Origin of the sequence: Fibrobacter sp. UBA4297 (genome assembly GCF_002394865.1) — a bacterium.
GTDB lineage: Bacteria > Fibrobacterota > Fibrobacteria > Fibrobacterales > Fibrobacteraceae > Fibrobacter.
The window spans coordinates 24,164-47,158 of the sequence record NZ_DGUZ01000008.1; the positions used below are offsets into that span (position 1 = coordinate 24,164).

Below are 22,995 nucleotides of genomic sequence, written 5' to 3' on the forward strand. Positions count from 1 at the left end.
GATTGCACCTCAAAATGCATTCCATAATTACCTGCAAAAGATTCTATCTTTTAAGAGAGGTATTTTAGATATGGCAACATCAAACGAAAAACCGGCACTTTGGACACGTAATTTTACGACATGCGCTGCAGCGAATTTTTTGCTTTTCTTTAGTTTCTACCAGCTACTGCCGATTCTCCCGCTGTACATCATCGACAAATTCCAGACAGACAACGCAACGGCAGGCTTTATCATCTCGCTCTACACGATTGGAGCTCTCGCCTGCAGGCCCTTCGCCGGTTTTCTCGTAGATACGTTCAGTCGAAAGCCTCTATACTTTTGGACTTTTTTCGCGTTCACGCTCTGCTTTTTTGGCTACAAGACGGTCGGGCTTTTGCCGATTCTTGCCGTTGTGCGTTTTGCACACGGACTGTTCTTTGGCATTTCGAGCACAGCAAGTAACACAGTCGCCATTGACGCCCTGCCAGCAAGCCGCCGCGGCGAAGGCATCGGGTACTTTGGAATCAGCGTGAACTTGGCCTTCGCCACCGGTCCCATGACCGGAATGTTCCTGTACGAAGCGTTCGGTGACACAATCGTTTTCGCGATTTCCACATTGCTCTGCATCATCGGCCTCATTCTCGTACAAACGCTCAAGCTAAAGCCACGCGAAAAAAAGCAACGCGCCCCTCTCTCTCTTGACCGATTCTTCCTCACACGCGCCGTTCCGCAATTTGCAAACTTCATCTTCGTCGGATTTGCATACGGCCCCGTCACAAACTACATCGCCATTTACGCAGGCGAGCTTGGCATCGGTGGGTCAGGCTGGTTCTACGCACTCATCGCGACAGGCCTCATTTTGAACCGCATTATGACAGGTCGACTCATTGACCGCGGTTACCTGATTCACCTCGTCGGTTCCGGCATGACACTGATTGTCGTCGCTTACTTTATTCTCGCCTTTTGCCATGGTCCCATCGCATTTTTCACAGCAGCATTTCTCATTGGCACAAGTCTCGGGCTCATCTTCCCTGGCTACCAGACCATGTGCGTAAACCTCGCCCGCCACGACCAGCGCGGCACGGCAAACAGCACTTATCTCTCGGGATGGGACATCGGCATCGGAGCAGGAATTCTCGTGGGCGGCGCCATGGCAAACCACTTCAGCATGCACAGACAAGTGTTCTTGGCATGCGCCATTGCACTCATCATTGCAGACATCATGTTCCTCACCTATACCTCAAGGCATTACTTGAAGAACAAACTTGAAGGGTGATTAAGAACTTAGAGCGTAGCGAGCTAAGCTCAGCCAACAGCACCGAAGGTGCTAAGCCAAGCGCTTGTCCTCGTACATTTTCTTGTCGGCATTAATCATACATTCCTTGAAGTTCTCCGAATTGCCATCCCAACGGGCATAGCCTACACTCACTTCAATATTATAGGAACGCTTCCCCTCCTGCACAGAAATTTCTTCTTGCAGGCATGCCTTGATTTTCTGTACAACTTCGTCTGGCGCATCGGTATGAGCTATCAGTAAAAATTCGTCACCACCATAGCGGCACAGAAAAATTGAAAAATTCAGACGTTCACAAGCTTTCTTGAGAGCCTGCGAGACAACAATAAGCGCGCGGTCTCCCTCGGCATGGCCGTATGTATCGTTAATTTGCTTAAAATGATCCACATCCACCATAATCACATAGGAATCTTCAACCTCGTGCTGTTGGCGTAAATAGTCATTCAAACGATTACGGTTGTTGAGCATCGTCAGAGGATCCATCGATATCAGCTGGTTTTGCAAATGTAGATACGCAAACAAAATAATAAACGTACACCAGAAGCAGAATATCGGCGATGTCATCGCAAAAAATATCTGAGCCCCGCCAGCAATCAGCACACCCGGCGTATAGCTTGACACAATCAAGTACGTTCGCAAATTCGGACGATTTTGAGCATTCCTTACACGGGCAAGTCCGCGAACCGTAGCAGCAATCCAATAAAGCAGCGGTAACAGCGACAAAACCACGTAATAGAGGTCTACAGGTTCAAGTTTATCATCTATCCAAAAATCAGGAACCACGACAAACGAAATAAACAGTCCGACATCCTGCACTATAATCGGAATTTTCAGCAATCTCTGGAGATGCTCTATCTGCTTGCGCGTCATATCCGCACGAGTGCCAATTTCAGCAAACATAAAGCAGCTATAAGCGACCATCGGAAGGATAAAGACGTTAAGATAATTTACTATCAAAACGCTAAAAATGTTCTTCGGAATAGTAGCGTTGTTTACAAGAGCCCAAGCGGAATCACTCAAAAAATACAGAATATGCCATAACACCAGAGTCCGGAAAAGCTCGTACTTCGGTTGCGGCGTCGGAAGTTTTTTGATAGTATACCACAGAAGTAACAGGAGACAAACGCACCCAAGATTGACTTCCGCATAAAAACCAAAAACGCTCATAATACAGAAAATATATTTTTTTCTTAAAAGCGCATAAACAAGCCTACAAAAACTATGTAATATTACGCTTATTACAAGCGCATAGAAAAGCTCCAGACGTTGCATATACAATACATTTTAATCAGAATTTACATAAAATACAGCAATTTCAAACAATTTTATAACATTTCGTTGCATATCAATATTGTTTTCCAGACATTTTCGGTATATATTTATAGTCAAATGAAAGCGATTATCGAATACTCTGACTTCAGGCAGTACATGCGCGACTTTTACGAAGAGCGCAAGCTGCGACATGTTTTCTCGTGGCGTGAATTTTCCAAAGCCGCCGGTTTCACCTCGTCCTCCTACATGAAGGTCGTCTGCGACGGGAAAAGCAACCTGAGTCGAATCGGTGTCGAACGTACCGGGCAGGCCATGGGGCTAGTCGGGTTCGAGATGGACTACTTCAGGGCGATGGTCAACTTCGGCCAAGAAACGGACGAAGTGAAAAAGAAAGCCGCCTACGCCGAAATGCTAGAAATCGCGAGAGTCCACAAAGTCCGAGTTGTCGAAGGCGATCTTTTTGAATTTTACGAAAGCTGGCGCAATCCGGTTTTGCGAGAACTCGCCCCGCTCATGCCAGGCGCCACTCCGGGCGAACTCGCCAAGATGTGCTACACGGATGTTTCCGCGGCCGACATCAAGCAATCCCTCGATTTTTTGGTCAAGGCAGGGTTCCTCAACAAGACCGGAGAGAACACCTACACCCAAACCGAGACATCCATCAAGGGTTCTCCAGAAGCAACCAAACTCGCCATCCGCGACATGCACCGTGAAATGGCGAAAATTGCAGCCAATTCGCTCGACCTCGCCCGCACCGAGCGCAATTTCACTGGCGTCACCATGGGCATTTCCAAGGACTCTTACGAACAAATCGTCAAGGAACTCGATGAATGTCGCCGCAAAATCGTGAGCATTGCTGCAGGCGATAAAAACATTGAACAAGTTTATAGACTAAATTTACAGTTATTCCCTCTCACAAGGAAAGCGAAGGAGAAAGGCAATGACTAAGTTGTTCAATAAATTCTTGACTATAAGCGTCGCGGCTTTCTCCGCACTTAGCCTCTCGGCCTGTTCAGACAAAATTGCAGGCACCGCCGAAGAGCCAAACCAGATTGCCCAAGGAACAGAGTCCAGTAGTTCTGCAGACCGCACCATCGAATCGAGCTCCGACAAATCTACAGGACTCCCAAACGAATTTCCTATTATCACAAGCAGCGCCACAAGCCCAACGCCCTCGGTAGAAATTACATCTTCATCACGCAAAGAGGAAGATGGCTATGCCCCCATACACATGGATCCCGAACCATCAAGCAGTTCGGCAGGCGGCTTTGAAGGTGCAGGCAACCCAGATTTCGGCAATCCCGATTGTCAATGCAAAAGCGGCACAGCATGCTATTGCGGTTCAGATGGTAAGTCCGCATACACGCTTGACGACTATCTCAAAAATTATAACATCACCGAAGTTTCTTACGACGACAATGTCCTTGCCTATAACGTGACCTTCAAAAGTTGCGATGTATCTCAAGAAACATGCTTTGAAAGCCCTGGCATTGCCGAGTTCAGGAAAATCGGATTGCATAAAGCAGCTACTCCAAAAGAGTTCAACGATTTAAGCTTCGTTTTCCCGACTGCAGCAAAATTCATGGGTGGTAGTTTACATGAAGTTGACGGTTGCCCGCTCTACGTGCTGAATATCAACGAGACCTCGCCTGCCGTACACATTCTCACAAAAATTACGAAGGACACCCTCACAGTCGCAACGTTCTACGACAACTGCGATTACGAGCGCCGTCCGTTTGATATGCACGTCGGATTCCTGTTCTCGTACTGCGGAGAACTTTCCGAAAAACTGGAAATCGTCATGACTAATAAACTCAACGAAGCCATGACGCCATGCGGTTCTGAGGAATACAAAGAGTACATCAGCAAAAAAATACTGCCGACAACAGCAACGTTCTCTCCAATACAAGATTAGAGATAACTATCCGTTGCGTGAAAAATTAAATCGAATTAATTTACATTCACTCTTTGCAAAGTGCGCCCAAGTCGCACCAAGTAGGCGCCCGGCGTTTTGAACTTTGCACGGAGTGCGGATTCGAGAGCGTTGCGCGCGGCACCGGGTCCACATAAAAGTTCAACCTGCAAAGTTCCCAAGCAGCGCCCCTGCAAATCAAACACCGTCGCCGATTCCAAGGCGTTCACAAAACTGTCTAAGCGAGTTGCAATAGATGTCGTGCCCGAACTCGACGAAACGCCCGCCGAGCTCGAAGGCGCCACGGAGCTGCTCGAAAGTCAGTATTCGAATGCGCCAAGGTCGGGCGCCTCGCCCACAAACGGAAATCCGAGATCTTCGCCCTTGTCAATAGCGCGGCTCCCCTTCTTGAGTTTCAAGAAGCCCACGTCGGGTATGCTGCCGTCCGCGTTGCGCGGGCCCAAGATTCCCGCGATGGTCGAGAGGTCCTTGCCGGTCACGGTCATGCTCGGGTCATCGAGACTCACGAAGTCATCCTCGGTCAAGTCGAGATTTAGGTTCCACGTGTTGTTCTCGCCGGCGGGGCATTCCACATAGTGGTCGATGTTCTGGCTTTCAATCTTTTCCCAGCATTCCCCGACTTGCGAATTCCTGTTCGGGAAGGCGATGTTGTTCTTGAGCACGTGCGCGTTGTCGTCGGTGAGCGGCGCCACCTCGGCAATGCGGTTCCCTTCAGAATCGAAGAGCGTCGATGCCATGGCAAATTCGCGGTCCTTGTTCATGTACGACGTATTGTTGAGCCACTTGCTGCCCACGCCGGTGTAATTCGCGTAAAAGCCCGTCGCCTTGTTTTTCCAGGCGGCGCAGAACTTGATGGTATGCCGCCCGCCACCGAGCGTGCTTTCGCCCATCTTGATGCCGTGTCCGTTGCCGTTCTTTGGGTTTCCAAGCCCGTAATCGCTGTAGCCGTTCCCCATGGCGTAGCAGTTTTCCAGCACCACAGGGAATTCCTGGTTGATGAAGTCGAATCCGTCGTCGCTGTTCCACCAGGAACGGCACCCAATGAACTTGGTCGTATCGCCCTCGCCTGGTTTCTGGTAGTGCGCACCGAAACCGTCGGCGTTTTCGCCGTCGCCCTGCCAGCCCAAGGGGTCGTAGTTGTCGTGGGCATCGCAGTTTGTCCCCGATTGTGCATTCCGCGGAGTCAGGCCAATCCAGGAAATTAGGCTTCTGGAACTGTCGAATTTTTTGATATTTCCAACGTGCGTAAAAAACTTCAGCGATGTTTCCAGACCGATCCCGGGAATGGAACATGCCAAGGCTATTTCTTCTTTCCTGCTGGTCTTGACCATTTCAAGTTGCCTGTTTCTGGCTCTTTCCATGAGGGTTTCCAGACTGGATATTGTTTTCTTGATGATGGAAACGGCCTGGTCGTCGCTTAAATTGACCTGGGTTAGCGAATGCAGCACGTTCTTGCTTTGACGGATCTGTTTCTGCAAGTTGTCTATAACGGCATCAAGATGCTTGAGCCTTATTTCGTCGTCTGTCGGACAACTCCAACAAACGGTATTCTTTTCCGCTGCGAATTTCGCTATCGAATAGGCGTCGGCCCTGTCGTTCTTGCAGCGTCTGAGGTCGCTTTGCATATGCATTTTCACGGCAAACGGGTTGAAGACTGCAACCGGATTCCCGCGGCTGGACAGGTATCTGGTGCAGTTCAGGTGATATTCTCCTGTAGCTTCCATCGCAAAACGAGACCCGGCCGGCACTTCGTTCAGAAGACGTTTGAAACCGCTGGAACCGTTTTCCAGCTTCAGATGATTCTTCTTGCCGTCCATAATCCAGGCTGCGTCGAAAGTGTCCTTGGAGATGTCGATGCCGACCCATGTTTCCATTTTAAGATTCCTTTGCTATATTGTTAACGGGTAATCACCCCACGCCCCATTGTCCAAAGGTATTCGGCATCTGCGTTTTGCCAGCATACTTGTTCGGGGTCCTGGGTTGAGGGAGATGGGTCCCAATGTCATGCACTGCGTCTGGCGCTACCGAGCGCTCGGGTTGCCCATCTCCTACCCATTTCTAAAAATAGACTAATGAAGGAGTGATTTTCGTTTCTTTTAAATATAGGACTGAGCGCAGAGAGTTTCTGTAATCTTGTTCACGACTTCGCACTTCACGACGACCTTCTCGTAGAACTTGGCGGTTCCTTCGGTAGCGTTGATACTGAAGCCGAGCTTCTGGAAAACGCCGCAAGCCGAATGTCGCGACAGGCCGCTTGCGGACTGGCATGACTGAGGCGAGGATGTTTCTACAACTCCTTACCGATTTCGATGGCCTATTCAGACAAGTTAACATTGTCGAATAAGCTAATCAGAACGGCACCTTCGTTCGGGAGGAAGGAACCTGCGGCTTCCTGGCTCTTGTAGTAAGCGAGGGCGTAGTCGTCGGAGAGGCCAAGGACTTCGATTATGAAGACCGTTCGGCTCACGCCTCACTCCCACCTAAAGGTCGCCATGCCCACGTAAGCACTAAAGTACTAAGTGGTCAAAGGTCGCCTTCGACGACTCGTTAAAATGAGTCGCCTCCGGCTCACAGGCGTGTTGCAAACCTTGGAGACCAGCGGCACCGTGCGGGAAAATTCTTCCTTGGGCGTTCCCGCCCAACCTCATAAAACGGCACCACAATGCCGCCCCAAGGGGTCACTATCCCTAACGCAAATGCAGCTAGGCTTGCTTTTTTTACTCAAAAAAGATATATTATTAGAAAAAGAGGACAAAATCATGACTACGGATGTTTTGAATAAAGAAATTCGAGCCCTGCCCAGCAAGTACATCTCGCAGGTAGAGAAGTTTGTTCTCTACCTGAAACTAAAAATGGAATTTGGGAAGATTGAGCGCGATATGAACGAGACTCTCAACCGCAAGGAATCGTTTCTTGACGCACTCAAGAGTTGGCGTCAAGGATGTTCGCCTGATGACGATTTTTCTAAAGACCTTGAGGCTGGACGCGTCGTAGAATATCCCGATGCAAGCAAGGCTAATATCTGGGGGTAAGATGGACAAGAGATTCTTGCTGGATTCCAACCTTATTTCCGAACTTTCCAAGCCACAGCCAAATACCAACGTTTTAACAAACATACAAAGATTTGAGCCTTTATGTACAATCTCGGCAATAACCTTGCAAGAGGCTCTCTTCGGTGTCGAACTCCTGCCAGACGGTTCCCGAAAGAATAAACTGAAGGAATATGTTGAAATCGTAAAGCAAAAATTTGATGTCATTCCGTATGACGCAACTGCAGCGGCTTATTATGCCGAGGTAGTCGCCAAATGCAACAAGGCCGGGCAACCAAGACCGATATGCGACTCTCAAATCGCAGCAACAGCCTTGGCCAACGATTTGATTCTTGTAACGCGGAATACAAAAGATTTCGAACCTATCGCAAAAATCACTCCCCTAAAATTGGAGAATTGGTTCGAAGCCTAAACATATTATTGTGAGTTGGTCGAAAGACCCAGATTCAACCTAATTCGGCGGGCAGACTGTCCCGCCATTTTCATAGCGACAAATCCCATATGACTGATAAAAACAAAAAAATCCAGGAAGCCCCTCGTTCAGAAGTTCTTGAAAAAGAAGTCCAAAAAGAAGCGGATGCGTTATGGGAAAGCGGCGTGTTAGGTGCTGACGCCATTGAGCAAATCGGCATAGAACACTGGAGAACACCGTATCTCTAAAAACGCTCCCTTTATAAGTTTTTCCCTGTTATACGGAAAAAAGCTTGTTCAGGAGTTAATGAAACAACTTCTACAGACGCCTTTGCATCAAGAAGTTTCAGAGAATCCATAACAAGATCCAGTGTTACCAAATAGGAATGACCATCGCATTCTACCGACATTTTCGAGTTTGAGCCATCGCACATCCGCGTTTTAACGCCAGCAGCCTTTAAGAGATTACCAAGATAAGTCAATTCGTCCAGCAGAACCATTGGGAAATTTGCTCCTAGAATACTTTATCCTAATATAACCAAAACTCTATTCGGAGTCAATAGTTGTTTTTTTTGCTGTTTTGAAGATAAAAAACTGTATATTATTAGCGAGCTGGTCGATTGCACCAGGTTTAACCTAATTCGGTGATCGACGGTCCCACCATTTTAACAAAGTAAAAATCGAAAAGGGCGAACTATGCCCGCCCCTTCTTTACCAATATGAAAAAGTATTTGAGCAACGCATAAAAGGTTTTTAACCGTTTGAATTCGTTCTTTATCTATTCCCTTTTGCTCGGTTATGTGACTTGCAAAGCATTTCGCAATTGGCTCGGTCAGTAGCGCCGCCCTTACTCCACGCAGTCACATGGTCGGCATCCATTTCGGCAAGTTTCCAAATTTTATTTTTGTTTGCATTATCAGACATCGCACAGTAAGGACAATTGGAATGTCCATTTTCTTGCGCCTCAATCGTCTGCTTTTGATAAGCAGCCTTTTTCGTTCGTTCGTCAAAAACACGGATATTTAATAGCGACTTATCTTCTTCGCCACCGAGAACATATTCAAAGATTCCTCTATTATTCGTTACAAAGTCATCGGCAAGAAGTTCTTCTACTCGTTTCCAGACCTCATCAGAATTGTAGCCATTTGTATGGAACTTTTCGTAAAGACGCCCCCACTCCAAGCCACGCATTTCAGACGTCGTCTCCTTGAATGTCGCATCAATCCAGTCAATTACTGTATCAAAATATATTTTGATTTCATTGATATCCGTATCGTTACGGTGCATACTCATGTATTGTTCTACACTCTGCGAATTACGGGCAGCAACCCATTCCAAAGCAGTGTGCAGATAATCCTGACGATTTGCACTCCCCGAAACATAATCGGACCAAACATTTATTTTTGGGCTGTTAGAATTTGAGAATTGTTCCTTCGCCTTAGTCACAAAGGAGCCCGAATAAATGGCATTCAAAAGTTCCTGATCGTTCAACGGAACACCAGCAATATTGATTGTCTTGAACCATTCCTTGATTTCGGTCTCTTCGCCCTCGCAAATATAGACAAGCAATTTTGTATTGTTGATTTTCTGCTGGATTTCTTCGTTAAGCCCGGCAAAATACTGTTCCATTCCATTTCCATCTTTTATGGCAAACTTGCCCGTAACAAATCGACCGATAGAAGTAATTCGCTGCTGACCGTCGAGAATTTCAAGTTTACCGTCTTGGCGGCGATTGAAATAAATGAGACCTAGCGGATAGCCTTTCAAAATAGAATCGATAACCGCGACATCCTTCTTGCCATCGGCATAAATGTAGTTGCGTTGGTATTCCGGCTGTATGACGAGATTTCCGTTCAAGCCATACAAGCCCTTATTTTCGAGGGTGTTATAGACAAAGCCCTTGCAAATTTGTTCAATAGTGAAGTCTGTGCGAAGTTCGGTTTTCATTTTGAAAGGTCTCCTATTTTTTATTCTTTATAAGAATTCTTGCATACACCTTTTTTCCGTTTATATACGGATAGCCAAAATTGTACTCATCTATTTTAGTTGTCACCATTTGCCCTAAAATTTCAAACTGATCTGGACAATATTTATCCAAGAATGTAATTGGAACGCCCATTACACCTTTATAATCACAAGGTATCGCATCTGTAAAAGGAACATCAATCGCATCATAATTATCATATTTGGGATAACCATTCTCTCTCACTTCTTTATGTTTTGAGTGTTTAATGTTTTGTGCAATGGTGTTAAGCTCTAAAGGTTGATGCCGCCTGCCATGTTCTAAATTCGTAAGCCATAAACAGTTATTCGTCGCTACAATGCGATTGCCATTTTCATCAACACGAGCTTCCGTTCCATAAAGTTCGTAACCATCAGGAACAATGAAACCAGAAATCCACCGTCCCATACCATTGCCAAGCCATACTTCATTATTCTTAATTTGTAAGAAAATCTCTTTGTAGGAAATCGCGTTTATATTCCCAATAATCAAAAACTGCTTTTGACTATCAATCAACCATGTAAAGAACTCCTTGAAAAGCGAAAAAGGAGGATTTGTTATTATAATGTCTGCTTCATCTTTGAGTCTTTGAACTTCTTCACTTCTAAAGTCTCCATCGCCCTCCATATAATTCCATTTTAAGTCGTCGATGTTGATTTTACCATCGGCATTTTCATCCTTCGTCAGCGTAAAAATCTTTCCCTTGATTTTTGTCTTATCCATACTAAACAATGGATTTTCTGTTTCAAACAACGTCGGCTGCCAGTCCCAGTCCACGTTCTTGCTTTCAATGGCGTAGCTCGTGCTAATAAGTTTCTTGAGTCCAAAAGTTTCAAAATTTTGAGCAAAGAACTTTGTAAAATTACTCCACTCAGGGTCATCACAGGGCAACAGAACTGTTTTGTCGCGAAACACATCTGGATTATATTCGAGATATGCGTTTACTTCTTTTTGTATATCCGCATACTGGGTATAGAACTCATCATTTTTGTTCTTTTTGGCCTTGTGTAAAAAATCGGCATTGGGCATAGCACGTCTCCGTTTGGAGCTTGCCCAGATTCCGTACATTCAGCCAAACAAAGAAGGCGTGAGGTTGAATGTACTTATCCGTTCTGCGGTTCCGCGAAGACCCACTACCAAACAAGCACAAACAACTCACGCCCCAAGACGGGCGACAAATACGACGACAATACGCCATCGCTGTCGAAATACACCCAAGCGCACTATACAAGGTATAGTACACCAAAGCATATATGCGTGAGCGTCTGTCCCACTCTCCGGTAGTGTTGAAATTTCGCGGATTTCAGAACGGAGAACGAGAGCAAAAGCTCAAAAAAATGTCTATGAGAAATATACTTTATTTTGACAAGAAAGGGAAATGCTCGCCTACGCGGACATGGTAAAAGGGCGGGTGGGTGGTTCAAGCCGGGCGTTGCGGGTGCGGCGTCTGAGCACCCGCTAGAAAGGGTAGCGGAAGACCCGACTAGGGCGGGTTATACAGAAAACATCGTAAGGCAAGAGCAACGACCACGCTTGCGTGGGCACTGCCGAGCCGAAGATGTTTATGCAAAACGCCCACTCTTACTTGAGTGGGCGTGATTATAAGGGCGGGTCGGGGCTGAAGCGAGGGGGACCCCTCCCCCTTCATCCTAATACGACCCTTCAGCGGTTCGGCCCTTCGGCAGGCTCAGGGACCTTACACCTCTTCGATGCTCGCGTGATATTCCTGAAGAGATTTAACAGCACCGTGGCCGTTGCGAGCGGCGGCGATGCCCTTGACGGTGTTGTACGCACCGGCGAGGGTCGTGATGTAAGGCACCTTGTACTTGATGGCGGCCTTGCGGATGGCGCTTTCGTCCTTGATGGCGTCGCGCTTTGCCCACGGCGTGTTGATGATGAGGTTCACCTGCTTGTTCAGGATGATGTCGAGGACGTTCGGGCGGCCTTCGGCGATCTTGTTCACGACTTCGCACTTGACGCCGGCCTTCTCGTAGAACTTGGCGGTGCCTTCGGTGGCGTAAATCTTGAAGCCGAGCTTCTGGAATTCCTTACCGATTTCGATGGCCTGTTCAGACAAGTTAACCTTGTCGGAGAGGCTAATCAGCACGGCACCTTCGTTCGGGAGGAAGGAACCTGCGGCTTCCTGGCTCTTGTAGTAAGCGAGGGCGTAGTCGTCGGAGAGGCCGAGGACTTCGCCGGTGGAGCGCATTTCGGGGCCGAGAACCGGGTCCACCTTCGGGAACTTGTCGAAGGGGAACACAGCTTCCTTGGCGCCGTGGTGGTTGAACTTCTTGTCCTTGAGCTTCAGGTCTTCGAGCTTGGCACCGAGCATCAGGCGGGTCGCGAGGCGGGCCATCTGCGTGTTACAAACCTTGGAGACCAGCGGCACAGTGCGGGAGGCACGCGGGTTCGCTTCGAGGACGAACACCTTGCCGTCTTCGATAGCGTACTGCATGTTCATGAGGCCGCAAACGTGGAGGGCTTCGGCAATCTTGCGGGTATAATCCTTGATGGTTGCCAAGTTTTCCTTCGTGATGGTTACCGGCGGGATAATGCAAGCGGAGTCACCGGAGTGGACACCGGCAAGTTCAACGTGTTCCATCACGGACGGGATGTAAACGTGTTCACCGTCGGAGAGGGCGTCGGCTTCGCATTCCAAAGCGTTGTGGAGGAAGCGGTCGATGAGGAGCGGACGGTCCGGGGTCACGCCCACGGCCTTTGCCACGTATTCGCGGAGCATGTTCTCGTCGTAGATGACTTCCATGCCGCGGCCGCCAAGCACGAAGCTCGGGCGGATCATCACTGGGTAGCCACCGATCTGCTTGACGCAAGCGAGGGCTTCGTCGATGTTCGTGGCCATGCCGCTTTCCGGCATCGGGATGCCAAGCTGGTCCATCATCTTGCGGAACAGGTCGCGGTCTTCAGCGATATCAATGGAGTCGATGCTGGTACCGAGAATCTTCACGCCTTCGTCGGAGAGGGCGCGGGCGATGTTCAGCGGGGTCTGGCCACCGAACTGCACGATCACGCCGGCCGGCTTTTCCTTGTGGTAAATCTGGAGCACGTCTTCAAGGCAGACCGGTTCGAAGTACAGCTTGTCGGAGGTATCGTAGTCGGTAGAAACCGTTTCGGGGTTGCAGTTCACCATGATGGTTTCGTAACCCATTTCGCGGAGAGCCATTGCAGCGTGGCAGCAGCAGTAGTCGAATTCGATACCCTGACCGATTCTGTTCGGGCCACCGCCGAGAATCATGATCTTCTTCGGGTTCTCAGAAGCGGTAGATTCGTCCTTGCAGTTGTAGGTGCTGTAGTAGTAGAACTGGTTTTCAACACCGCTCACCGGCACTGCGCACCAGCCTTCGACCACGCCGAGTTCGGTGCGCTTCTTGCGCACGTCCTTTTCGCGGATGCCGAGAATCTTGGCAATATACTTGTCGCTGAAGCCGTCCTTCTTGGCCTTGACGAGGAGTTCGTCAGAAGGCAGGCGGCCCGGAGTCTTGAGCATTTCTTCTTCGAGTTCCACGAGTTCGCGCATCTGCTGCACGAAGTAGGCCTTTTCGTAGGTGGCGGCGAAGATTTCTTCGTCGGTAGCACCCTTACGGATAGCTTCGTACATCTGGAAGTGACGTTCGGAGCTCGGGGTCTTGAGCATTTCGAGGAGTTCTTCCTTGCTCTTCTTGTTGAAGTCCTTCGCAAAGCCGAGGCCGGAGCGACCGTTTTCGAGGCCACGGATAGCCTTCTGGAGGGTTTCCTTGTAGGTCTTGCCGATAGCCATGACTTCGCCCACGGCCTTCATCTGGGTGCCGAGGCAGTCATCGACGCCGCGGAACTTTTCGAATGCCCAGCGAGCGAACTTGAGCACAACGTAGTCACCACTCGGGGTGTACTTTTCGAGGCTTCCATCGCGCCAGTACGGAATCTGGTCGAGGGTGAGGCCTGCGGCGAGCTTTGCAGAAATGAGGGCGATCGGGAAGCCGGTAGCCTTGGAAGCAAGGGCAGAGGAGCGGCTGGTACGCGGGTTGATTTCGATGATCACCACGCGGCCGGTCTTCGGATCGTGAGCGAACTGCACGTTGGTACCGCCAATCACGCCGATAGATTCCACAATCTTGAAGGCCTTTTCCTTCAGTTCTTCTTCGAGCTTCTTGTCGATGGTGAGGAACGGGGCTGCGCAGAAGGAGTCACCGGTATGCACGCCCACCGGGTCGATGTTTTCGATGAAGCAGATGGCAATCATCTGGTTCTTGGAATCGCGAACCACTTCGACTTCCAGCTCTTCCCAGCCGAGGATGGATTCTTCGATGAGGCACTGGTGGGTCATGGAGAGTTCAAGACCGTTGGAGCAAATGGTGCGGAGTTCTTCCACGTTGTAGCAGAAACCGCCGCCTGCACCGCCCATGGTGTATGCCGGGCGAACGACGACCGGGTAGCCGATTTCGGCCACGATCTTTTCGGCTTCTTCCACAGAGTGGCAAATGCCGGAGCGCGGGGTGTCGATGCCGAGCTTCTGCATGGTTTCCTTGAAGATTTCACGGTCTTCGCCGCGTTCGATAGCGTCGAGGTTCACACCGATGACCTTCACGCCGTACTTGTCCAGCACGCCAGCCTTGCTGAGTGCTGAGGCGAGGTTCAAACCAGTCTGACCGCCCAAGTTCGGGAGGAGTGCCTGCGGGCGTTCCTTTTCGATAATTTGGGTGAGGCGGGCGACGTTCAGCGGTTCGATGTAGGTGGCATCGGCCATGACCGGGTCGGTCATGATGGTAGCTGGGTTAGAGTTCACGAGCACAATCTTGTAACCCTGTTCGCGCAGGGCCTTGCAAGCCTGGGTGCCGGAATAGTCGAATTCGCAAGCCTGACCGATCACGATCGGGCCAGAACCGATGATAAGGACTTTGTCGATGCCTTCAATCTTCATTTTTTATCTCCGTTGAACTAATTATTAAACTCTTGTGTTAAACAGCCCTGGACCCTATCGCTACGCTCCAGGGTGACATAAAAAAAACGCTGAACTAAAAAGTCCAGCATCTTTAAAAACAACATTGGAAATAGAAATAGTAGTGAACGGCGCGACATGCATAATGTCGCAGTTGCGCTTCAAGTTTTTGAGCATTCCGTTCATCACGTTCCTATTTCGCAAAGACTTAAACTTGCGCAAATATAGAATATGCTCCAAAACCTTGCAATAGCGAGTAGCAAAAAAAGCTATTTCACCACTTGGATTTTAGTTAATAATCTTCTCCATAACCAAAATCTTCCTGACCTTCATCAGGCTCCTGGCATTCAGGGAGTTGTGGCTCATTTTTGCATTTTTCATGGAGCGTTTCATAGTCAGCATCGTCAGGGGCCGCGCAGGCGATAATTCCAAGAAGGGACGCAACGATAAGAGAGCCAAAAAATTTACGCATTGTACAAAACCTCTAAGTTATTATCCGTCAATATAATAAACTCAGCTCAAATTGTTATTTAACAATAACGAAAGGGCCGCCCGAAAGCGACCCACCTTTGCAAAAGCAAATCTAGCTCAGAAATTACTTCTTAGCCGGCTTGTTCTTAGCAGCGGTTTCCTTGAGAGCTGCACCAGCCTTGAAGCCGACAGTCTTGGAAGCCTTGATCTTGATGGTAGCACCAGTCTGCGGATTGCGGCCAGTACGTGCAGCGCGGGACTTCACAGTGAAAGTACCGAAACCGATGAGCTGGACGTTGCCGTCCTTCTTGATACCAGCAGCGATACCGTCGAGGACTGCGTCGATTGCGCGAGCTGCTGCAGCCTTGGATTCAATGCCAGCTTCCTTGTTAGCGAGCACGGCTTCAATGAGATCTTGTTTGTTCATTTTTTAACTCCTTGAGTCAGATTTGTGAATTGTTTGGTAATATTATACTTTTTTTTTCTTAGATAAGATTGATTTTTATTGAAAAAAGTTTTTAAAACCGCGCAAAATCAAGCCTTGGGCGCCAGTCTGCCCGCATCTTCCACGTACTGGTCAGCCTTATCCCTTAATTTCTCTACATAAACAAGGCAAATGCACGTGAACGGAATTGCCACCAAAAGGCCCAAAAAGCCGAGCAACTTGCCCCAAATCGAGAGCGAAAGGAGGATGCCGACCGGCGGGAGGTTCATCGACTTCCCCACAATGTGAGGCACCAAGAAGAAGTCCTGGATAATCTGCACGACAAGGTAAATCGCAAGGATGATAATGGCCACTTCCCAGAACGGCATTCCCTTGTCCAGAGCGTAAACCACAGCCAGTAGTAAGGCCAAAGGGATTGTCGTGAGTTGCATGTACGGGATCATATTCAAGGCCCCAGAGAAAAGTCCAAAAGCAACCCCCATCGGGAGTCCCATCACACTAAAGCCAATTGCATACAAAACGCCAACCGTAAAGGCTACCATGGACTGAGCACGGAAATACGTGCCCATAAATTTGTCCGTAGCAGAAGCAAATTCTCCGGCATCGCGGCGGTAACGTCTCGGAATCAAGCGACGAATGCCCTTCCTTATTTTGTGCATATCCAACATAATAAAGACAAGGTACATAAACACGACTGCGGCACTAGACACGCCCATGACAATCGTCGATGTTTTCGAAAGGATATCCCAGGCGCCAGGGAGTATGCGGTCCGAGACCGTTTGCACCACGCTCCACACATCAAGCGATTCCATCGCCTCTGCAATGCTATTCCAAGAAATCATCGTCTTTACAGAAGCCCATGTATCTGCAGGCAAGAAAGTCATGATTCTGTCGCTCCAAGTAGAGTCTGTGAAGATTTTCGAAATGAGCGTTCCCAAATACTGGACTTCGTGCATAACTTTTGGGATAAAGAAATACATACAACCGCCAATAATTATAGCGGCGCCCAATAGCACGACCACAACCGCAATGACGCGATAGCGGAATTTTATTTGCAATCTACAGACAAGCGGGTCCATGATGTACGCAATCAAGAACGCCGCAAAAAACGGAAACAAGACTCCGCTCAAGTAATTCAGTACCACAAGAGAAACCGCTACAGCAGCTGCAATCAGCACATAGCGCATCACCCTATCAAGCGTCCAATTTCTTTGCATTTTCCCTCCTGCCTTGTTTTGCGGAATGCACTAAGAATAAAACAAATCCAAACAGAATGGAGCCAAACGCAATGTACAAGAATTTCTTTTGTTCGGCATTATGGCCCCAAAGACGAACATAGCGGATTTCCATTTCATCAGGAATGCCGCGAAGCGTCGATCCGCCGCTTACAATTTCAAAAAACGAACCGCGATTCAAATAGGTCTTGCCGTCATCTTCTTCAAGCCCCTGCTGCGAAAGCCACCATTCCGGAACTCGAAATTCGCTCAGCGAGAACTTGCTCACCGCAAAGCGTTCCTTCGAGCCGCCCATCAGCAAGTAAGGCGCCGACGGGATTTCCTTTTCCAGGACGCGAAGCGTTGCATAATCGCCACTACGTGTATAGACAGGGTCATCCGTCAAGATGCGAAGTTTCATAGAATTCATGCGCTTCGATGCGACATGGATTTCCAAGGAATCAAACTTCGTCAGGTCAAAAACGCTACCAGGGCGTTTATCCTTAGACTTTAGGTTAAAGCCAACACCCGCATAGGTAAAAGCTTTCCCCGAATGAATCACGACCGATGAAATCAGGAGCGTATCCGTCAGCTGGACTTCACTTGTCGAAAATCCCCCGACAGCGCTATCGTTTAGCGGGAAAACATCGAACGTCCGCTCAGGGAAAAGCTCCACCGCCACTCCCCCACAGCGTGAATAGAAAAAGCCCCAAGCAATAAGCAGGACTAGGAAAATCGAGATTCCAATCCACCTACTTTTTTTCATCGTACTCCTTCACTGGGTGGCTTCGTCCAATCGCCACAATCATAAGTCCAAGAATAATGAACAGGAATATGCCATAAGTCTTATTGCTTACTCCGCTCACCGAGACTTCACGGACGGCGACAGCAAAGTTTGCCCCTCGCGGCTGATTCCAGCCAGCCGAGATTTCAAATCGCGCAACGCCTTCGTGATGCGGACGGTTACGGGAACGCTTTACGCCACGGTCGTCGTACCAAAAATCAGGAATATAAAGTTGTTCAAAAGGTATTGCAATCTTGTTTCGGCCAGTCCTCACCGGGACCTCTTTCAACAAAAGCCTAAACGTTTCCGGATGTTGCAAGTCCGTCACATCGGGGTCAAACGTCCATGTTTTAATATTGATTTCGTTTGTTCCGGCCACATCGATATCCAGATAAAGCGTATCGACATTTTTCCAGTTGTGGTACTTTTTTTCACCATTCGGGTCAAAGTCAAATACGAGCCCGCACCAAGCCGGCTTCTTTTTATCAGCACTGAGCGCGCACTGGAATGTCACCAGCGAATCCGTAACATTCATCTGGATTACGGATGTTCCTCCGTTGGCGTTATCGTCATACGCAGAGACTTTCGCACTCTCCCCCAGCGGAAAGACCGTTTCAGCAAACCGGTCTTTCGGGAGCATCACGTAAATAGCAATAACGACAAACGCAATGATTGCTAAAATCGTATATGTTTTTTTCATTTACTCAAAAAATTTCCTTAAAGTTCTATTGTACTGAATGTAATCCAACGGATCTTCTTCTACAGGCTTTTCACCAAAGAGCTTGTTCACAAGCGAATCAATCCAATGGATAAAGAAGAAGTGATGCTTGCCTTCTTTTGCCTGCGGAGCCGCCTTGATATCCAGGGACCACTGCAAAAGCTGTTTCACCGTCGAAGGCGGCATGTGGAACGTTTCGCAACAGGTTGTCACATAGCCATCGAAACCGTAATGCGGGAGTTTGCCCTTCACAAGCGGCTCTCCATGATCGATGCACTTCGGATTTTCGCAGGGTGGATCCTGCACGTTTTTCTTATTCAAGTCGTTAAGCCATAATTCACGCGTCTTGTCCGAGAGTCCACCGTAAAAGGCGAACGTCTGGTTGCACGGGAAATAGATGGAATAACACCTCGGGCAAATCCTCAGATCAAGATTGACAATTCTGAGGGACTCGACTTCTGAACCGCAAAAAGAACATTTACTCATGAAATTTAATATAGATATTTAGTTGGCAGAACTTAGTTGGCAGAACTTAGAAAAATGAAAAATGCATTCAAAAACACAAATTGCATCCTCTAAGTTCTAAGCTCTAAGTTCTAAGTTCTATATTTTATTCCATGGCTAAAGTAGTTCAAATTACAGCAGAAAATTTTGAAGAAGAGGTCATCAAGGCCTCCGAATCACGCGCAGTCGCAATCCTTTTCTCTTCCGCAGAATATCCGGATTGCGCCCCGTACTCCCAGTTGGCAGGCCAGCTTTCCACAAGCATGGACTTTACGCTTGGCGTCGTAAGCTGCGACGACCGCGAAAACATGCGCCTCATCCAGATGTTCCGCGTGCAGTCCGTCCCCGAGATCCACGTGGTCGACAAAGGCCAGATTGCAGACGTCATCCAAGGCGTGCTCCCCGAAGCCGACCTCAAGAAGCGTCTCGAAAAGTTCTACGTTTCCGAAGAAGCCCGTTTCCAGACAGCACTCGAAGACGCCATCGCGCAAAAGAACTTTGACCAAGCGCTCCCGATGCTTGACGAAGCTCTCGCCAAGAACCCAAACGATAAGAAGCTCCAGCTCCTGTGGGCAAAAGCAACCCTCGGGCTCGGCGATACCGCAAAGGCAAAAGATATCCTCTCCAAGTTTGTCGAAAGCGACGACCAGTACCGCGAAGCCAAATCGCTCTTGGAACTCCTCGACTTCCACGCCGAAGTCGCCAAGAAAGACGTGCAAGGCAAAGAAGCCGTCGTTTACCACGAGGCATGCAAGCTCGCCTGCGAAGAAGATTTCGAAAGCGCTCTCCAGGCATTCCTGAACCTATATGTCGAAGCTCCGGAATGGAACAATGGCGCAGCCAAGAAGGCGATGCTCACGCTCTTCGGCGTTCTCGGTCCCAAGCACGAACTCACCTGGAAGTACCGCGCCAAGCTCAACACGATGATGTTCATCTAGGGATAGACCGGGCTTTCAGCCCTCTTAGAACTTAGTTGGCAGAACTTAGACAAGAAGCGCAGCTCAAAGAGCTGCGCTTCTTTGTTTTCACAATATGTCACCGTCAGGAACCGGCGGATTTTAATACGTTATTTGCACTTAGAATTGGCGAGGTTCAGCAGGTTCTTGTACGCCGCCATGCAACGCCTGTGGTCCTTCGAGCCTTCCGCATAAGAATAGCATTCGCCAAGTTTGTTGTTCGCCATGTCGCGTTCCTTGCACGGCTTTTTCGGAGCCGGTTCAGTCGCCTTCTGAGCATTGTTCTGCTGAGGCTTTGCAGCCTGGGCCGGAGCATCATAAGAGTACACAAACACTTCAATGCGGTTGTTCTTCATTCGGTTATCTGGAGTCGTATTCGGCACGAGAGGTTCATCACCACCCTTACCTGTCGCAACGATATCTTGCGCAGAAAGGCCTGCCGTCACCAAATAGCTTTTCACCTCTTCGGCACGCTTCAAGGCAAGCACACGGCTTCTTTCCGGGCGGTCCAAGTTATCCGTATGGGAAACAATTTCAATCGTCTTGCCGTTATAGTTTCTCAGATGGCCCGCAAGTCTATTCAAGCCTTCGGAAGATTCACGGGTGAATCTAGACTGACCAACGCCAAATGTCACGCCCTGCAAAATGAACTTTTCAAGGACAGTCTTGTTGGCGGCATTTTTCGCAGAATTCGCCTGTACCGCAGGCTTTGCACCCGCCTGAGAAGTCTTCACCTGCGGCTTTGGAATTCCATAAGAAGAGCCGTCTTTCACGCAGCGGAGCTTGTTCGTATAAGCATCCCCATGTTTGAAGTACGGAGTCCCCTTTTCGCGGATGGCGTTGTATTTCCAGTCCACGTATGTCATTTCATTGCCATTCTTTGAAGATGTCCAGTAACCGCGCTTGAAGTCAAAATTCAAGCTGCACGGATTCTCTCTAGCATCACGACTGCTTCTTACACGCTTGTCATTGGCATGAATTTCAAATTCCGAAGCTTTCGAGAAAAGCAGCTCATATTCAGCCTGTTCCGGCACATGCCAGCCACGCGGGCAAGCGCGTCCAAGATTTCGGGACTCCATTTCGTCCAAGCGATCAAGAACAACGTCTTCGGCCATCCAAGTCTGATCGCCGACCTTAAGCGTTCTGTAAGTCTTGCCGGCATTGTCCATCACACCGCCCAAACGGTCTTTGCATGCCGCTTCCCAGTTCTGGATGCAGCGTACAGAGTAACCATTCGCCTTGCGTCCCTGGAAAGCAAATGTTTCAAGATTCTGTCCTCTGAAGCTCATCGCATCAGCACGGTCACCACCCTTGTCGTCACCAAGCCAGAAGAATGCACGATTGCCGAGATCGATATAGCGTTCACCATCGACATAGTAACCGCCGTCAATCACCCTGAAACTATTCAGATTGAAGTCCTGATAGTTGAGGTCATCGCCCTTCGGCAAGCTCCATCCATCAGGGCAAGCCCTATTTGCGGCACTCCAGGTGTAAAGGCGTCCATAAGTTTCGCAATTCTGGGTATTGTTCTCGTAGCAATAACTTTCAGGCAGGCGGAACTTCAGGTTTTCAGCCATCCATACACGGCCACCGATCTTCACCGTGGAATAACGTTCACCATCGCGGTTATCAATCAAAAGGTTCCTAGCTTCATCGTAAGTCGAAGTATTCTGGTACTTGTTCGAAGCATACGGATTCGGCGGAGGCGGCTGGGTCGGGCGCGAAGCCTGTGCAATGCGCTCTTCTTCAGAAATACTGCAATCATATTCCTGCGGAAGTTTGCCAAAATAGTAGTTGTACTTGTCCGGGGTTACCCAGATTTCACTGCTTCCTACCGAGGATCGCATAAAAGAACGCGGATAATTGGCGCACCTGAAAAGAACATTGGCACAACGATCGTCCTTCTTTTCCGTTCTAAACGTATCCTCCATATCCGGGCAGCGCCAGTAGCAAGAATTACCGAACATGTCGTCAAAGCCACAAGCAACCACAGTCTTGTCCGCAGACGAAGCAGCAAAAACCGCTTCTGCAGCCAAAAGAGAAGTCGTTACAGCAAGAGCGTACTTTTTATTCATAAAGACTCCGTATTCCAACACAATTTTATGTGTACATAATTTGATTAGGTAAAAAATACATTTTTCACAATACGCAATTTTAGATGGTATAGATTGTTTCAACAGTTTCGCATTTGCATGAAAACTTTTGTTTACGGAGTGTAATACACACAATTCATCTTCATTTCTCATCCTACTTCCATCCTCCGACTTCCTACTTTTTCTATCTTTGACCCCGTATTTTTATTGTACAGTAAAAACAAGGGACTAAATCCCACAGGAAAACATTATGAAAAAGATTCTGTTCCAAGACACCTCGTTCCGTGATGGCTTCCAGTCCATCTTCGGCGCTCGCGTGTTCATGAAGGACTTCATGCCTGCCGTTGAAGCAGCTGTGAAGGCTGGCATCACCCACTTCGAAGCAGGTGGCGGTGCCCGTTTCCAGGCTCTGTACCAGAACTGCGGCGAAGACGCATTCGACATGATGGATGAATTCCGTCGCGTCGTAGGCCCGAAGATTCGCCTCCAGACTCTCGCCCGCGGTATCAACGTGGTCGCTCTCGCTCCGCAGCCGCGCGACATGATCAATCTTCATGCCAAGATGTTCAAGAAGCACGGCATGACCCGTATTCGTAACTTTGACGCCCTCAACGACGTGAACAACCTCATCTATTCCGGCAAGTGCATTACTGACGCCGGTCTGGAACACGAAGTCGTCGTCACCATGATGGAACTTCCTCCGGGATGCGACCTCAACGCCGCCCACAACCCGGAATTCTACGAACGCATCCTCCGCAACATCTTGGACGCCGGCGTTCCGTTCGCTTCAGTCTGCTTCAAGGACGCTTCCGGTACGACGAACCCGACCAAGGTCTACGAAACGTTCAAGCGTGCTCGTAAGCTCCTCGGTGACAAGGTTGAACTCCGCATCCACAGCCATGACACCTGCGGTACCGGTGTGGCCCAGTACAAGGC

The 22,995-nt window shown here is 48.8% G+C and carries 23 protein-coding genes and 1 pseudogene; 8 read left to right on the top strand and 16 right to left on the bottom strand.

The features are described 5' to 3' along the window. Positions 1 to 70: 70 nt before the first annotated feature. Positions 71 to 1,255, top strand: a complete 1,185-nt coding sequence (locus B3A20_RS02955; RefSeq protein WP_290761650.1) for an MFS transporter — start codon at positions 71 to 73, stop codon at positions 1,253 to 1,255. 51 nt (positions 1,256 to 1,306) lie between these two features. Here B3A20_RS02955 and B3A20_RS02960 read toward each other — a convergent pair whose 3' ends face one another. Then, entirely contained in the window at positions 1,307 to 2,173 is an 867-nt protein-coding gene (locus B3A20_RS02960) for a GGDEF domain-containing protein (RefSeq protein ID WP_290761652.1), read from the bottom strand. 489 nt (positions 2,174 to 2,662) lie between these two features. Here B3A20_RS02960 and B3A20_RS02965 point away from each other — a divergent pair, with 489 nt between their 5' ends. Beyond that, positions 2,663 to 3,493: a TIGR02147 family protein gene (locus B3A20_RS02965; RefSeq protein WP_290761654.1), complete on the top strand. Its 831-nt coding sequence runs from the start codon at positions 2,663 to 2,665 to the stop codon at positions 3,491 to 3,493. Then, entirely contained in the window at positions 3,486 to 4,460 is a 975-nt protein-coding gene (locus tag B3A20_RS02970) for a hypothetical protein (protein WP_290761656.1), read from the top strand. Before B3A20_RS02965 ends, B3A20_RS02970 begins: the two co-directional genes overlap by 8 nt. Before the next feature lie 35 nt (positions 4,461 to 4,495). On the opposite strand, the gene B3A20_RS02975 is transcribed toward B3A20_RS02970, so the two are convergent. The 4 genes from B3A20_RS02975 to B3A20_RS02990 form a co-directional block, all read right to left on the bottom strand. Next, positions 4,496 to 4,762, bottom strand: coding sequence for a hypothetical protein (locus tag B3A20_RS02975; protein WP_290761658.1), 267 nt, complete (start codon positions 4,760 to 4,762; stop codon positions 4,496 to 4,498). Positions 4,763 to 4,777: 15 nt separating this feature from the next. Further along, positions 4,778 to 6,352: a transposase gene (locus tag B3A20_RS02980; RefSeq protein WP_290761660.1), complete on the bottom strand. Its 1,575-nt coding sequence runs from the start codon at positions 6,350 to 6,352 to the stop codon at positions 4,778 to 4,780. Positions 6,353 to 6,574: 222 nt separating this feature from the next. After that, positions 6,575 to 6,727, bottom strand: a complete 153-nt coding sequence (locus B3A20_RS02985; protein WP_349680059.1) for a hypothetical protein — start codon at positions 6,725 to 6,727, stop codon at positions 6,575 to 6,577. Between the two features lie 65 nt (positions 6,728 to 6,792). Beyond that, positions 6,793 to 6,945, bottom strand: coding sequence for a hypothetical protein (locus B3A20_RS02990; protein WP_290761662.1), 153 nt, complete (start codon positions 6,943 to 6,945; stop codon positions 6,793 to 6,795). Between the two features lie 85 nt (positions 6,946 to 7,030). Between B3A20_RS02990 and B3A20_RS02995 the strand changes: the two genes are divergently transcribed. From B3A20_RS02995 to B3A20_RS03005, 3 genes are all read left to right on the top strand, one after another. Further along, complete coding sequence (locus B3A20_RS02995) at positions 7,031 to 7,510, top strand: hypothetical protein (protein WP_290761664.1); 480 nt, start codon at positions 7,031 to 7,033, stop codon at positions 7,508 to 7,510. Position 7,511: 1 nt separating this feature from the next. Continuing rightward, positions 7,512 to 7,940 carry a PIN domain-containing protein gene (locus B3A20_RS03000; protein WP_290761666.1) on the top strand — a complete coding sequence of 143 codons (429 nt, stop codon included), beginning with the start codon at positions 7,512 to 7,514 and terminating at the stop codon, positions 7,938 to 7,940. A gap of 89 nt (positions 7,941 to 8,029) precedes the next feature. Then, the gene (locus B3A20_RS03005; protein ID WP_290761668.1) at positions 8,030 to 8,188 is read left to right on the top strand and encodes a hypothetical protein; all 159 of its coding nucleotides are present in this window, start codon (positions 8,030 to 8,032) and stop codon (positions 8,186 to 8,188) included. Positions 8,189 to 8,199: 11 nt separating this feature from the next. Here the strand turns inward: B3A20_RS03005 and B3A20_RS03010 are convergent, their stop codons facing one another. The 10 genes from B3A20_RS03010 to B3A20_RS03055 all read right to left on the bottom strand — a co-directional run bounded on the left by B3A20_RS03010 (position 8,200) and on the right by B3A20_RS03055 (position 18,992). Beyond that, positions 8,200 to 8,439: a hypothetical protein gene (locus tag B3A20_RS03010; protein ID WP_290761670.1), complete on the bottom strand. Its 240-nt coding sequence runs from the start codon at positions 8,437 to 8,439 to the stop codon at positions 8,200 to 8,202. Positions 8,440 to 8,713: 274 nt separating this feature from the next. Next, complete coding sequence (locus tag B3A20_RS03015; RefSeq protein ID WP_290761672.1) at positions 8,714 to 9,886, bottom strand: HNH endonuclease family protein; 1,173 nt, start codon at positions 9,884 to 9,886, stop codon at positions 8,714 to 8,716. Positions 9,887 to 9,899: 13 nt separating this feature from the next. Continuing rightward, on the bottom strand, positions 9,900 to 10,970 hold the full coding sequence (locus tag B3A20_RS03020) for an adenine-specific methyltransferase EcoRI family protein (protein WP_290761674.1): 1,071 nt from the start codon (positions 10,968 to 10,970) through the stop codon (positions 9,900 to 9,902). A 667-nt stretch (positions 10,971 to 11,637) separates the two neighbouring features. Next, on the bottom strand, positions 11,638 to 14,856 hold the full coding sequence (carB, locus tag B3A20_RS03025; protein WP_290761677.1) for a carbamoyl-phosphate synthase large subunit: 3,219 nt from the start codon (positions 14,854 to 14,856) through the stop codon (positions 11,638 to 11,640). A gap of 310 nt (positions 14,857 to 15,166) precedes the next feature. Further along, a complete protein-coding gene (locus tag B3A20_RS03030; protein WP_290761679.1) occupies positions 15,167 to 15,346 on the bottom strand; it encodes a hypothetical protein in 180 nt (59 codons plus the stop codon). A 123-nt stretch (positions 15,347 to 15,469) separates the two neighbouring features. Next, complete coding sequence (locus B3A20_RS03035; protein WP_014545592.1) at positions 15,470 to 15,772, bottom strand: HU family DNA-binding protein; 303 nt, start codon at positions 15,770 to 15,772, stop codon at positions 15,470 to 15,472. A 107-nt stretch (positions 15,773 to 15,879) separates the two neighbouring features. After that, entirely contained in the window at positions 15,880 to 17,007 is a 1,128-nt protein-coding gene (locus B3A20_RS03040; RefSeq protein ID WP_290761682.1) for an AI-2E family transporter, read from the bottom strand. Beyond that, positions 16,985 to 17,770, bottom strand: coding sequence for a hypothetical protein (locus tag B3A20_RS03045; RefSeq protein WP_290761683.1), 786 nt, complete (start codon positions 17,768 to 17,770; stop codon positions 16,985 to 16,987). Before B3A20_RS03045 ends, B3A20_RS03040 begins: the two co-directional genes overlap by 23 nt. Continuing rightward, entirely contained in the window at positions 17,757 to 18,488 is a 732-nt protein-coding gene (locus tag B3A20_RS03050) for a hypothetical protein (RefSeq protein ID WP_290761685.1), read from the bottom strand. Before B3A20_RS03050 ends, B3A20_RS03045 begins: the two co-directional genes overlap by 14 nt. Beyond that, positions 18,489 to 18,992: a hypothetical protein gene (locus tag B3A20_RS03055; protein ID WP_290761687.1), complete on the bottom strand. Its 504-nt coding sequence runs from the start codon at positions 18,990 to 18,992 to the stop codon at positions 18,489 to 18,491. Positions 18,993 to 19,123: 131 nt separating this feature from the next. On the opposite strand from B3A20_RS03055, the gene B3A20_RS03060 reads away from it, so the two are divergent. Further along, complete coding sequence (locus B3A20_RS03060; protein WP_290761689.1) at positions 19,124 to 19,948, top strand: tetratricopeptide repeat protein; 825 nt, start codon at positions 19,124 to 19,126, stop codon at positions 19,946 to 19,948. Between the two features lie 128 nt (positions 19,949 to 20,076). Here the strand turns inward: B3A20_RS03060 and B3A20_RS03065 are convergent, their stop codons facing one another. Next, positions 20,077 to 22,041, bottom strand: a complete 1,965-nt coding sequence (locus tag B3A20_RS03065) for an FISUMP domain-containing protein (protein WP_290761691.1) — start codon at positions 22,039 to 22,041, stop codon at positions 20,077 to 20,079. Between the two features lie 268 nt (positions 22,042 to 22,309). Here B3A20_RS03065 and B3A20_RS03070 point away from each other — a divergent pair. After that, positions 22,310 to 22,995: pseudogene (locus tag B3A20_RS03070) on the top strand (biotin attachment protein); the annotation flags it as partial.

What these genes read in the sequence shown, in the direction of transcription:
- B3A20_RS03000 (WP_290761666.1), top strand. Translation starts at nt 7,512, where the DNA reads ATGGACAAGAGATTCTTGCTGGATTCCAACCTTATTTCCGAACTTTCC.
- B3A20_RS03010 (WP_290761670.1), bottom strand. Translation starts at nt 8,439, where the DNA reads ATGGTTCTGCTGGACGAATTGACTTATCTTGGTAATCTCTTAAAGGCT.
- B3A20_RS03055 (WP_290761687.1), bottom strand. Translation starts at nt 18,992, where the DNA reads ATGAGTAAATGTTCTTTTTGCGGTTCAGAAGTCGAGTCCCTCAGAATT.
- carB (WP_290761677.1), bottom strand. Translation starts at nt 14,856, where the DNA reads ATGAAGATTGAAGGCATCGACAAAGTCCTTATCATCGGTTCTGGCCCG.
- B3A20_RS03035 (WP_014545592.1), bottom strand. Translation starts at nt 15,772, where the DNA reads ATGAACAAACAAGATCTCATTGAAGCCGTGCTCGCTAACAAGGAAGCT.
- B3A20_RS02960 (WP_290761652.1), bottom strand. Translation starts at nt 2,173, where the DNA reads ATGTTTGCTGAAATTGGCACTCGTGCGGATATGACGCGCAAGCAGATA.
- B3A20_RS02965 (WP_290761654.1), top strand. Translation starts at nt 2,663, where the DNA reads ATGAAAGCGATTATCGAATACTCTGACTTCAGGCAGTACATGCGCGAC.
- B3A20_RS03005 (WP_290761668.1), top strand. Translation starts at nt 8,030, where the DNA reads ATGACTGATAAAAACAAAAAAATCCAGGAAGCCCCTCGTTCAGAAGTT.
- B3A20_RS03060 (WP_290761689.1), top strand. Translation starts at nt 19,124, where the DNA reads ATGGCTAAAGTAGTTCAAATTACAGCAGAAAATTTTGAAGAAGAGGTC.
- B3A20_RS02980 (WP_290761660.1), bottom strand. Translation starts at nt 6,352, where the DNA reads ATGGAAACATGGGTCGGCATCGACATCTCCAAGGACACTTTCGACGCA.
- B3A20_RS03030 (WP_290761679.1), bottom strand. Translation starts at nt 15,346, where the DNA reads ATGCGTAAATTTTTTGGCTCTCTTATCGTTGCGTCCCTTCTTGGAATT.
- B3A20_RS03040 (WP_290761682.1), bottom strand. Translation starts at nt 17,007, where the DNA reads ATGCAAAGAAATTGGACGCTTGATAGGGTGATGCGCTATGTGCTGATT.
- B3A20_RS02955 (WP_290761650.1), top strand. Translation starts at nt 71, where the DNA reads ATGGCAACATCAAACGAAAAACCGGCACTTTGGACACGTAATTTTACG.
- B3A20_RS02995 (WP_290761664.1), top strand. Translation starts at nt 7,031, where the DNA reads ATGAGTCGCCTCCGGCTCACAGGCGTGTTGCAAACCTTGGAGACCAGC.
- B3A20_RS02970 (WP_290761656.1), top strand. Translation starts at nt 3,486, where the DNA reads ATGACTAAGTTGTTCAATAAATTCTTGACTATAAGCGTCGCGGCTTTC.
- B3A20_RS03050 (WP_290761685.1), bottom strand. Translation starts at nt 18,488, where the DNA reads ATGAAAAAAACATATACGATTTTAGCAATCATTGCGTTTGTCGTTATT.
- B3A20_RS03045 (WP_290761683.1), bottom strand. Translation starts at nt 17,770, where the DNA reads ATGAAAAAAAGTAGGTGGATTGGAATCTCGATTTTCCTAGTCCTGCTT.
- B3A20_RS03015 (WP_290761672.1), bottom strand. Translation starts at nt 9,886, where the DNA reads ATGAAAACCGAACTTCGCACAGACTTCACTATTGAACAAATTTGCAAG.
- B3A20_RS03065 (WP_290761691.1), bottom strand. Translation starts at nt 22,041, where the DNA reads ATGAATAAAAAGTACGCTCTTGCTGTAACGACTTCTCTTTTGGCTGCA.
- B3A20_RS03020 (WP_290761674.1), bottom strand. Translation starts at nt 10,970, where the DNA reads ATGCCCAATGCCGATTTTTTACACAAGGCCAAAAAGAACAAAAATGAT.